This window comes from Endozoicomonas sp. ONNA2 (assembly GCF_024606365.1).
GTDB lineage: Bacteria > Pseudomonadota > Gammaproteobacteria > Pseudomonadales > Endozoicomonadaceae > Endozoicomonas.
Genome location: NZ_JAHHPO010000861.1, coordinates 1 through 10,134 on the forward strand (window position 1 = coordinate 1; position 10,134 = coordinate 10,134).

Consider the following 10,134-nt stretch of genomic DNA (forward strand, 5'->3'; position numbering starts at 1 on the left):
GAAAGTCAAGTTTTGTGTTTAGTGGATGGTCGTACGTCTGGTTCTATCGCCCTGCCCTCAGGGGGGAATCCCTTGAAAATTAGTTGTGTTTTAACCTGCCCATCAATTTTGTAACCCTTCCATTCTCGATTGAATTTTAACCATAACTCTTTATTTTTGATGTCAGGACTTTTAGATTTGGCTATGCGCACCATTTTCTTTACGTCATCAATGTGTGGGTATCTTTTTATGTTTCGTTTACCAGTAACATTTTTTCTTTTTTTATCTTTTGCTTGGTGAAGCAGATAGCTATATTTTTCGAGCTTATGGTATTTCATATGGAGCATTGACCCTATTTCAGGACCATCGCTGAAATCATCAATATCAATATTCGATGTTGCTATTAAAAAATGAATACAATCGATATTGAGCAAGTCGTCATTTTTATCAAATAGCGGGGCATCAAGTAACCTTTCTAAATGATCATGGTCTTTTCGGTTTATCTTGTCACTTGCAAGTGAATTGATGAGTTCCATCTCTTGTTCTATATAAGCGCGTTTATCCCTCCTAAAAAGACTGTGATCTTTTTTATAATGCCTGATTCTGTGTAGAATTTCAGATGCCGATGAGCTTTCACGATCTGTTCGGATGTGAAGAGCATCGAGCATCAAATGTTCTGCTGAGTTGTAGTAGATGGCACTGTTTTTAGCCATAAGTTACCTATTATTGTTATTGTGTTGGTGATTCGAAGGGCAGGGATAATCCTGCCCAATATTAGCTGTCAGTTTTTCAACGGAGTAGCCAGCGCCGCCGCAATGGTGCGGAAGCTATCCAGCCCCGCTTCCATATTTTCGATAATATCTGCCGCCAGATCCTCCGGGTCGGGCAGGTTGTCCAGGTCTACCAGGGATTTGTCTTTTAGCCAGAAGATGTCGAGGCTGGTTTTGTCACGCTTGACGATCTCTTCGTAGTTGTATTTGCGCCAACGTCCTTCCGGGTTGGTTTCAGCATTCCATCGTTCCGTGCGCTCGTAGCGGTTGGCCCGGTGGTAGCAGTCGATAAATTCCTGAAGGTCTTCCAGGCGCATGGGCTTCTTCTTCAGGGTGTGGTGGATGTTGGTTCGGTAATCGTAGAACCAGATCGCTTTTGTCCACGGCTCTTTTGCGGCAGGCTTGTTGTCGAAGAACAGCACGTTCGCCTTTACGCCGTTGGCATAGAATATACCGGTCGGCAGTCGCAGAATGGTGTGCAGGTCGGTTTGCTGCAGCAGACTTTTTCGGACGGTTTCCCCAGCACCGCCTTCAAACAGAACGTTATCTGGCACGACGACTGCCGCTTGTCCGGTGGTTTTCAGCAGGGTGCGGATATGCTGGACAAAGTTCAGCTGTTTGTTGGACGTGGTTGCCCAGAAGTCCTGTCGGTTGTAGGTGAAGTCCTCTTTTTCCTGTTCACCTTCTTCATTGGTGACGGTAATACTGCTCTTTTTACCGAACGGCGGGTTTGCCAGCACGTAATCAACCCGTAAGCCGCCATCAGCAATCAGGGCGTCGGTGGAGAGCACTGAAGGGGTGCCATCAATTTCACCGATATTATGGAGGAACATATTCATCAGGCAGAGTCGGCGGGTGTTGGCGACAATCTCATTACCGTGGAAGGTGCCGTTTTTCAGGAACTTCTTCTGCTCTTTATCCATGCGTGGATGGTGTTTGATCAGGTAATCGTAAGCAGACAGGAAGAAACCGCCGGTGCCGCAGGCAGGGTCCGCAATGGTTTTGCCTGGTTGTGGTTGCACACATTCCACCATGGCATTGATCAGCGCACGGGGGGTAAAGTATTGGCCTGCGCCGGACTTGGTATCTTCGGCGTTTTTTTCCAGCAGCCCTTCGTAGATATCGCCTTTTACATCGGCACCAAGGACTGACCAGTTCTCTTTATTGATCATCTCGATCACCCGCTGCAACATGGCGGGGTCCTGAATTTTGTTCTGGGCTTTGGTGAAAATCTGCCCGAGCATACCGTCTTCTTCGGCTAATTTTAGAAGTAAGTTGATGTAATGAATTTCTAGCTCAGCACCATTTTTATTTGTCAGGCTTTTCCAGTCATACCCCACTGGCAAACCCATATCCCGGTCATGGGGTGGCTGGCTGTATTCGTCTGCCATTTTCAGGAAGATCAGGTAGGTGAGCTGTTCAAGGTAGTCGCCATAGCCCACCCCAACATCACGGAGGGAGTGGCAGAAGTTCCAGACACGGGAAGTAATGGTTGATGCGTTCATAGATAAATTCTGTCGTTTAAGGTTCAGGCGGCAGTCGGTTTGGTGGCTTTAGGCTTACGCTTTGGGGCTGTTTTTTTCGCCTTGGCTTTGGCTTCTTTTTCTGCCAGTTCGGCGGTTTCACGTTCGGTGCGAATGCGCTTCAAGAGTTCTGAAGCGGGTTCATCGTTTGGGTCTTGAGCTACCAATTGCCCTGAGAAGGCTTTTTTCAGGATGCTTTGACGCAGGGCTTCGGATTTTTTGAGATTTATTTTTAAGTCAGCTTCGAGCTTTTCAAGAAGGGATAACTGGGCCTGAAGATATTCAATGACAATTTTGGACTCTGCTTCGGAGGCAACAGGTACAGATAGATAGTAGATGTTATCAAGATTGAGCCCCGGCTTTCCTGCTCCATAGGCTGCTTTTTCCAGCTGCTTCCTTCCACCGGTTCCGCTGATAAGATATTGATGAATGAAATTCGCTCGTGATGTATTTACTAAACGACAAAGGGCAACATGCTGACTAACGTAGGCTTCTTCTAAGTGCTCGATAACAATGCCTGCTTTCGTGACATTTGCACCGGTTATGGTGATAAGAATGTCATCAGTATTGACCTTGGATCTCTTACCCTCAACAGTTTCGGGCAGATCTACATAAGCAATATCATTAAGATTCAAACTGTCGTGTTTAAGGTTCTGAGCCCTGATAAATGTAGCCCCTGAATTAGAATAATATTCTTTCCATCCTCTGGAGCCAGAAGTCACATAATCTGTTAAATTGCCAAACTTAATCCATGCCCAACCTTCAGGAAGTGCAGGTACACCAGCCAACTCATCCGCTGTCAAAGAGGGTAATTCTTTGGCCTGCTTCGGCTTCGTAGGCTTTTTAACTTCTTTACCCGCTGCTTCCCATGCATTAACTGCCTGTTTCCACTCATCCAGCTGCTGCTGATATCGAACTCCCCGCTCGGCTTTGACACAAGCCAGTAGTTGTTCAGCAGACTCCATTTTGTCGGGATTATCCTTGCGCCACTGTTCGGTCAGTTTGCCCTCAAAGGCCTGCTTCAGCAGTGCCTGACGATAGACTTTTAACTGCTGCTGGGCGGTTTTCAGGCTTTCCACGCCCTTATCCAGTTCGGAGAACAGTTCCTCGATTTTCTCGACGATGCGGGTTTGTTCTGCTGCTGGAGGTAAGCCTATTTCGATAGTATCAAATAAGATAGGTTTGACTCTTGTCAAAGAGCCACCTACACCAGAGGCATTGTGTGACAAGTAATCTCGCACACTTACCGTTTCGAGGAGGTATTTCAAGAATGCAGATGAGATTGTATTTTGCTTCTTGAAGACAACCCATTCAGTTGAAGCAATCTTGTCATGAGCTGTGAAATTCCCTACAACCCATGTGCGATTGAGCCGAGGGTTGATCTTTGAAATCAGTACATCGCCAGTAGTGACATATTGTTTGTTTGATCCAATGTCACTATTGGATAAAATTTCTGGTTCATGTGTTGAGTGGCTTGGAACACTATATAGCTCCAATTTTCTCTCAGTTTCATTCTGAGGATTAAAAGAAATTGATTTCTTATTTCTAAATTCACCTAACCCAATGACTGTCCAACCATTGGGAATGGTATGTTTATCAGCAAGTTGTAAAACCATCAAGCCACCAACTCATCATTCATTTCATCAATCAACTGATCCATTTCACCACCAAACAGCTGATACATCTTGCCCAGCCCACCCTGATTATCAAAGGGTGCATATTCCAGGTCATCCCGCTCAAAGTGAAACGAAGCGGAGATATGGTCACGAATCAACTGCAACCACTGCATCTGCTCTTCGGTAAATTTAGGCGCATTGCCCTGGTGGCGTTTGAAGATCCAGCGTTTAAAGTTCCGGTTGACGGTATCACCAAACAGGTCAATTTTGCCATCAATTCCGCAGCTTCGGCGGATTAAGGCGACCAGCGCCGTCAGTTCGTTCAGGGGCTGTTTGCCCTGTACATTGTCCAGGTGGGCGTAGGCTTGCCAGACTCGCACCGGTGCCAGCACGGGTTTATCGGCTTTTAACGTATCCAGTAGATTTTTGATGGCATCGTAGGTTATTTCTCGCCGACGATGGGGTTGGTCGTAAAAGATAGAGAGTGCGGTAATCTCATCTTTGTGTTCCTTTAGCCATTCGGCAAGGTCTGCCACCAGCTTTTCAGCATTGGCTTTGGCATCGCCTGCCCATTCGGCCTGTTCCAGCTGATCAATATTGTGGCTGTCGATGGTTTGCTCATGGCTTTTGCGAATGGTTTCCAGCAGTTCATTCAGTGAGCCGGTGAATACATCGCAGGCGTCGTCTGCCAGTTGTTTTTTTGCTTCCTGACATTGTTTGTCACTGGGTGTCTGTGTATCAGACAGTCCGTTGTTGTTCCTGGCTAGGTCGGTAATGGTGTCCGGGTTAGATGCACCCAATAGTTGTTTGATGGTAGTGCCCAGGGGCTGACCGGCAACGTCGCTGACCTGCTGTTTCTGTTCCGGTGTCAGTTGCTGGTTGAGTCGGCCCAGGCGGTTGGCCAGTGTGGTGAGGGTGTCTTCATCTCTTGCCCCCATCAGAACACTGGCGAGCAGGTCTTTCATGGAGACCGTAGGTTTGCGTTCCAACGGGCGAGATTCGGTTTTCACCGATTGGGTCACACCAATGGCATCGACAATAACAAAGTGTGTTTTGGCGCTGGTGGCGGAGGGCGTGACCCGTTTCAGGTCGTCTTCGCCCAGGGTGCGGGTACCACGGCCTTTCATCTGCTCAAAGTAGTTTTTGCTTTTTACGTCCCGCATAAACAGCAGGCATTCCAGCGGGCGGATGTCGGTGCCGGTGGCGACCATGTCCACGGTGACGGCAATGCGTGGGTTATAACTGTTGCGGAACTGTGCCAGTAGCGATTTCGGGTCTTCGGTGTTTTTATAGGTGATCTTTTTGCAGAAGTCGTTGCCTTCATCGAACTGTTCCCGAACGGTTTTGATGATGTCGTCGGCGTGGCTGTCGGTTTTGGCAAAGATCAGGGTCTTGGGCACTTCTTCCCGACCGGGGAACATGGTGGGCAGGCTGTTTTTAAAGGCGTTGATCACGGTAATAATCTGGCTGGGGTTGACGATTTCTTTATCCAGCTCTTTGTTGGAGTAGGCTTCGTCTTCGTCCTGCTGAGTCCAGCGTTTTTCCCGAGTGAGTTTATGCCGCTTTTCGATTTGCTGTTCCGCTTTCAGCGTTGCACCGGCTTTGCTGATTTTGGTGTTGATCAGGAAGACATCGTGACCCACGTTGACACCATCGGCAACGGCGGCTTCATGGTCGTATTCGCTGACGATGTTCTGTTTAAAGAAACCAAAGGTGCGTTTGTCGGGCGTGGCGGTCAGGCCGATCAGGTAGGCGTCGAAATAATCCAGCACCTGCTGCCAGAGGTTGTAGATAGAGCGGTGGCATTCGTCGATGATGATGAAGTCGAAATGTTCCGGTGGGATTTTTTCGTTGTAGACCACGGGCACCGGTTCTTTATTCAGGGCGCTCAGTTCGGCGGGGTTTTGTTTTTCGGCATCTTCATCCAGTGGCTTGTCTTTCAGGATGGCGTAAACCCGCTGGATGGTACTGATGCAGACCTGAGTATGATCGGCGATAAAGCTGGAGTTCAGGCGCTGGACGTTATACAGCTCGGTGAACTTGCGGTTGTCATCAGACGGGGTGAAGTTGATAAATTCCTGCTCTGCCTGTTCGCCAAGGTTTTTGGTGTCTACCAGAAACAGGATGCGTTTTGCGCCGGCGAATTTCAGCAACCGATAGATAAAGCTGATGGCTGTGTAGGTTTTGCCGGAACCTGTTGCCATTTGGATCAGTGCGCGGAGGCGGTTTTTTTTAAATGATGCGTCCAGATTGGTGATGGCGGTGATCTGGCAGGCACGCAGGGGGCAGGTGTTCAGTTCTGGCAGGTCTTGTAAACGACCGGCGAGTGACTTGGATTTTTCCAGCCAGCTTCTGATGGTTTCCGGGCGGTGGAAACTGAACACTTCCCGTGAACGGGGCTTCGGGTCACGGAGGTCACGAAAGTGGGTGATGATGCCGGTGCTTTCGTAGATGAAATGTATGTGACTTTGGTCAGGTATCCACTTCAGCTTTGATACTGCGTAGCGCTGAGACTGTTCTTCTACCGTCGTGAGGTTGTAGCCTTTATCTTCCGCTTTGGCTTCTATAATGCCCACGGCTTTGCGGTCTACAAACAGAACGTAGTCGGAACGACCGGATGAGCCGGTGTATTCCGTCACAGCAATGCCCGGACCCGCTTTCCAGTCCAGTGTTTTTCGCTCCTGCACAACCCAGCCTGCTTTGGCCAGCATCTGGTCGATGTTGTCACGAGCGATCTGTTCTGGTGTTTGATTTATGGTGCTCATGGTCTGTCTGCCCCTGACGTGCGTTCCCTATTCGGCATTCCTATTCGGCATTAAAGTAGTCGCTGTCGATGGATTTGAAGCTGGAAGTCATTGCAAACTTTCTTGAAGGCTTGCTGGAATGGGATTTCTACACCATTCAACGGAGCCTGGCAGTAGGCACATGGTGGTTTGAAAATCAGGTATGGGCATGGGCCTGGCTATCCCTGCAACGGTCCGATGTGGTGGTAAATAATCGACAGTTTACTCTTGGTTCCTTCCTTTGATCTACACGGATTTATTTTATTTGGCAGTGGCTGCTCTTTTTTCTGGCAGGTGTTCGTGCCGGTCGTAGTGTTCGTAATCCACTCCGGTTAGCTGGTGACTCTGGATCAGGTTGCGGGTTTCCCGGTCCACCCCGGCATCAATAATCAGGGATTTGGCCGTGTCTCTGATGCTTTTTGGTGTGTACTTTTCTGGTGCTGGGTTGGTGGGGCTCTGTTTATGCCGGGTAACACGGTGATCATACCAGCGGTTAAAAATTTTGGTGATGCAATCACTGCTCAAAGAGTTTGAAACCTACAAATCCAGCAGCAAGAAAATCAAACAGCCACGGGGTGAGGCGTTGCGGGCTGGCTTTAAAAAAGCTCGGGAGACGGTTGAGGATATTATGGGGATTGGGGTGCCTTCTCGCAGTGAGCGAAACCAGAAAATGTATGAGGCTGCCCAGAAGTATTACGCACTGTTGCATAAGGCTGGAGCCGCATCAGCAGAGGAAAAAGAAGCGCTGAAGGCTGAGCTTGATGAGTTGAGTGCACCGTTCAGTGACAATGTCGCTTATTACGCTTTTCTGGAGATGGAGCGGATGGCCGCTGGCATGGGCAAATCATCCAGAGCTGTCCAGAGCATTGATGCATGAGGCCGGTAGTGCGAGGTGATGTGCCTCTGGATAAGCATGGCAATCCCAAGCGGTTCAAAAGGTATCAAAACGCCCGCAGAAATTTGCTGGATCGTCTGGGAGGCTATTGCTCTTACTGTGAAATGAAGCTGGATGCCTCCCTTGCTGTAGAACACGTCCAGCCCAAAAAACATTATCCTGCATTGGAGCTTTCCTGGGCCAATCTTTTGCTGGGTTGAAGCAACTGCAATTCAACCAAAAGTGACACGGATGTGAAGCTCGCTGATTATCTTTGGCCTGATGCAGACCATACTTTCTGCGCTTTTGTTTATGGTGAAGATGGCGTTGTGCGATCGAACCCTTCTCTGGCTCCTGATCTTGCTGAAAAAGCCAATGCCATGATCAAGTTGGTGGGGCTGGACAAAACACCCCATACATCAAAGTCATCTGACCGGCGCTGGCAGGCCGGAATTGAAGTCTGGTCGATTGCAGAAAGGGCAAAAGAACGGTTGCAATGCAATGATAATGAAGACTTCAGGGAGCAGGTGGTTGAAACGGCAGTGGGTCATGCTTATTGGAGTATCTGGATGACCGTCTTTGCCGATGATGCCGATATGCGCAATCGCCTGATACGAGCCTTGCCCGGCACTGCTACCGACTGTTTTGATGAGCAGGGCCACCCTTTGCCTCGTGACGGTGGTCAGCTTTAATTTCCCAACCTCTATTTATCGGATTTCGACCATTGTGTATGTTTCAAATCGGTGACTGGGCTGGAGCAAGGCCTATCAGCAATACGGCAAGGTGATTGATCACTCTGGCCTTTGGGGGAAAGCCTTTTATCGGCACTGGCTGCAACAGCAGGATCAGGTGGTTAAGGTACCTGTTAATGATCTGGTTGTACCGGAATCCGGTAGCAAGGGATTGCATGAAGGCATTGGTCATCTGATCAGCTGGCTGGCCACCGCCGGGCGCATTGCCAATGCCCAGACGGAAGATGTATTGCTGGCACCGATTGAGTCCAATGTGATTCCTCTGCCGCATCAGCTGAAAGCCCTGAATAAAGCCATGAGCCGCAAGCAGGTTCGCTATCTGTTTGCCGATGAAGTGGGGCTTGGGAAAACCATTGAAGCCGGTCTGGTGATGCGTGAACTGAAACTCCGGGGCATGGCCAGTCGGATTCTGGTGGCGGCACCTAAAGGGTTGGTGAGCCAGTGGGTTTCAGAAATGCAGAACCATTTTAATGAGACGTTTCAGCTGGTGATTCCCGGTGATCAGAAGCCGCTGGATGAGCAGGATAATATCTCGCAACGGTATGATCAGGTGGTTTGCCCGGTTGATAGCATCAAGCCGATTGAAAAGCGGACAAGCAGAATGCCATCGGCTTTTTAATGATCTTGATGCAGCGGCTGGTCAGCTCCAGCAGTGCCGCTATTGCTGTCACACTGGAGCGGCGGTTGCGAGTGCTGGAAAACACGGTGGTGGAGGATAGTCTGCCATTGTCTCTTGCGGATGACTGGGCGGAGCAGGACAGCCAGGAGCAGCTGGATAGACTGATTAAACTGTCCCAGAATTTGCTGGACAATGAAAAGGCCGATGTCACACGCTTGCTGGCGATGGCTCAGCAGTGCATGAAAACCCAGCAGGATGCCAGGGCTGAGGCATTGCTGGAGTGGATTTACAAGCTTCAGCAGGAAGAGAAAGACCCGGAACTCAAGGTATTTGTTCACTAAGTTTGTACCTGCCCAGCAAATGCTGGCTCGATTCCTTGAAGAGCGGGGCCTCAGTGTCGTTTGTCTTAATGGCTCTATGGATCTGTCGGAACGGAAAAAAAGTGCAAGCCGCGTTTGCGGATACCACCCGGGTACTGATTTCTACCGATGCCGGGGGTCAGGGTTTGAACCTGCAGTTCTGCCATGTGATTGTTAACTACGATATTCCCTGGAACCCGATGCGGATGGAACAGCGTATTGGCCGGGTGGACCGTATTGGGCAAAAGTATCGGGTGAAAGCTCTGAACTTTGTTCTGGAGGATACGGTCGAGCACCGGGTTCGGGATGTACTGGAAGGGAAGCTGCAAACCATCCTGGAGGAGTTTGGTGTCGATAAAATCAGTGATGTGCTGGATTCGGCGGAGGCTAACCACCTTTTCGATGAACTGTTTATGGAGTCGCTGGTGAATCCGGAATTGATGGATCAGGAGCTGGCCAAGGCGCTCAAGGCGATTCAGGAAGGTGTGGTGGATAAACAGGCTCAGGATTCATTATTCACCGATGGCGAAGACTTGCAGGCAGACCGTTATCAGCAGGCGGCGAATCATCCTTTGCCCCATTGGGTTGCCCAAATGGTGGAGCAGTATCTTTGCTGGCAGAAATCCCAGGGGAAGAATGCAGGCTTTATTGAAGTGTCGCCAGGGCTTCGTCTGGTTTGGCCCGATGGGGCGGTTTGGGAAAAGATGACCTTTCGAGGCAGGAGGCGCAGGAAAACCCGTCTTTGAGCCATGTGACTCTGGAAAACCCAAAGCTGAGAGGGCTGTGTATGTGTTTGCTCGTCTGGGGAGTCGTCTAAAAATAACTTTCCCATTTTAAACTCAGTGTTCCTGATGATTGC

12 protein-coding genes are annotated in these 10,134 nt (G+C 49.4%); 7 read left to right on the plus strand and 5 right to left on the minus strand.

Features of this window, described 5'->3' with window-relative positions:
* Positions 1–5: 5 nt before the first annotated feature.
* The 4 genes from KDK14_RS15250 to KDK14_RS15265 all read right to left on the minus strand — a co-directional run bounded on the left by KDK14_RS15250 (position 6) and on the right by KDK14_RS15265 (position 6,653).
* Positions 6–692: a hypothetical protein gene (locus tag KDK14_RS15250; RefSeq protein ID WP_257266029.1), complete on the minus strand. Its 687-nt coding sequence runs from the start codon at positions 690–692 to the stop codon at positions 6–8.
* Positions 693–760: 68 nt separating this feature from the next.
* A complete protein-coding gene (locus tag KDK14_RS15255) occupies positions 761–2,254 on the minus strand; it encodes a class I SAM-dependent DNA methyltransferase (protein WP_257266030.1) in 1,494 nt (497 codons plus the stop codon).
* Between the two features lie 23 nt (positions 2,255–2,277).
* A complete protein-coding gene (locus KDK14_RS15260; protein ID WP_257266031.1) occupies positions 2,278–3,888 on the minus strand; it encodes a restriction endonuclease subunit S in 1,611 nt (536 codons plus the stop codon).
* Entirely contained in the window at positions 3,888–6,653 is a 2,766-nt protein-coding gene (locus KDK14_RS15265) for a DEAD/DEAH box helicase family protein (protein ID WP_257266032.1), read from the minus strand. Before KDK14_RS15265 ends, KDK14_RS15260 begins: the two co-directional genes overlap by 1 nt.
* A 68-nt stretch (positions 6,654–6,721) precedes the next feature.
* On the opposite strand from KDK14_RS15265, the gene KDK14_RS15270 reads away from it, so the two are divergent.
* Positions 6,722–6,916, plus strand: coding sequence for a hypothetical protein (locus tag KDK14_RS15270; protein ID WP_257266033.1), 195 nt, complete (start codon positions 6,722–6,724; stop codon positions 6,914–6,916).
* 16 nt (positions 6,917–6,932) lie between these two features.
* On the opposite strand, the gene KDK14_RS15275 is transcribed toward KDK14_RS15270, so the two are convergent.
* Positions 6,933–7,196, minus strand: coding sequence for a hypothetical protein (locus KDK14_RS15275; RefSeq protein ID WP_257266034.1), 264 nt, complete (start codon positions 7,194–7,196; stop codon positions 6,933–6,935).
* Between KDK14_RS15275 and KDK14_RS15280 the strand changes: the two genes are divergently transcribed.
* From KDK14_RS15280 to KDK14_RS15305, 6 genes are all read left to right on the plus strand, one after another.
* The gene (locus tag KDK14_RS15280) at positions 7,180–7,548 is read left to right on the plus strand and encodes a hypothetical protein (protein WP_257266035.1); all 369 of its coding nucleotides are present in this window, start codon (positions 7,180–7,182) and stop codon (positions 7,546–7,548) included. The two genes, KDK14_RS15275 and KDK14_RS15280, sit on opposite strands and share 17 nt — an antisense overlap.
* Positions 7,545–7,766 (plus strand): hypothetical protein, encoded by a 222-nt coding sequence (locus tag KDK14_RS15285; protein ID WP_257266036.1) that lies wholly within the window; start codon positions 7,545–7,547, stop codon positions 7,764–7,766. Before KDK14_RS15280 ends, KDK14_RS15285 begins: the two co-directional genes overlap by 4 nt.
* Before the next feature lie 33 nt (positions 7,767–7,799).
* Positions 7,800–8,237, plus strand: a complete 438-nt coding sequence (locus KDK14_RS15290) for a hypothetical protein (RefSeq protein WP_257266037.1) — start codon at positions 7,800–7,802, stop codon at positions 8,235–8,237.
* Between the two features lie 91 nt (positions 8,238–8,328).
* The gene (locus KDK14_RS15295; protein ID WP_257266038.1) at positions 8,329–8,916 is read left to right on the plus strand and encodes an SNF2-related protein; all 588 of its coding nucleotides are present in this window, start codon (positions 8,329–8,331) and stop codon (positions 8,914–8,916) included.
* Positions 8,916–9,257 (plus strand): hypothetical protein, encoded by a 342-nt coding sequence (locus KDK14_RS15300; RefSeq protein ID WP_257266039.1) that lies wholly within the window; start codon positions 8,916–8,918, stop codon positions 9,255–9,257. The genes KDK14_RS15295 and KDK14_RS15300 overlap by 1 nt, the downstream gene beginning before the upstream one ends.
* Positions 9,258–9,358: 101 nt before the next feature.
* Entirely contained in the window at positions 9,359–10,021 is a 663-nt protein-coding gene (locus tag KDK14_RS15305) for a helicase-related protein (protein ID WP_257266040.1), read from the plus strand.
* Positions 10,022–10,134: the final 113 nt, after the last annotated feature.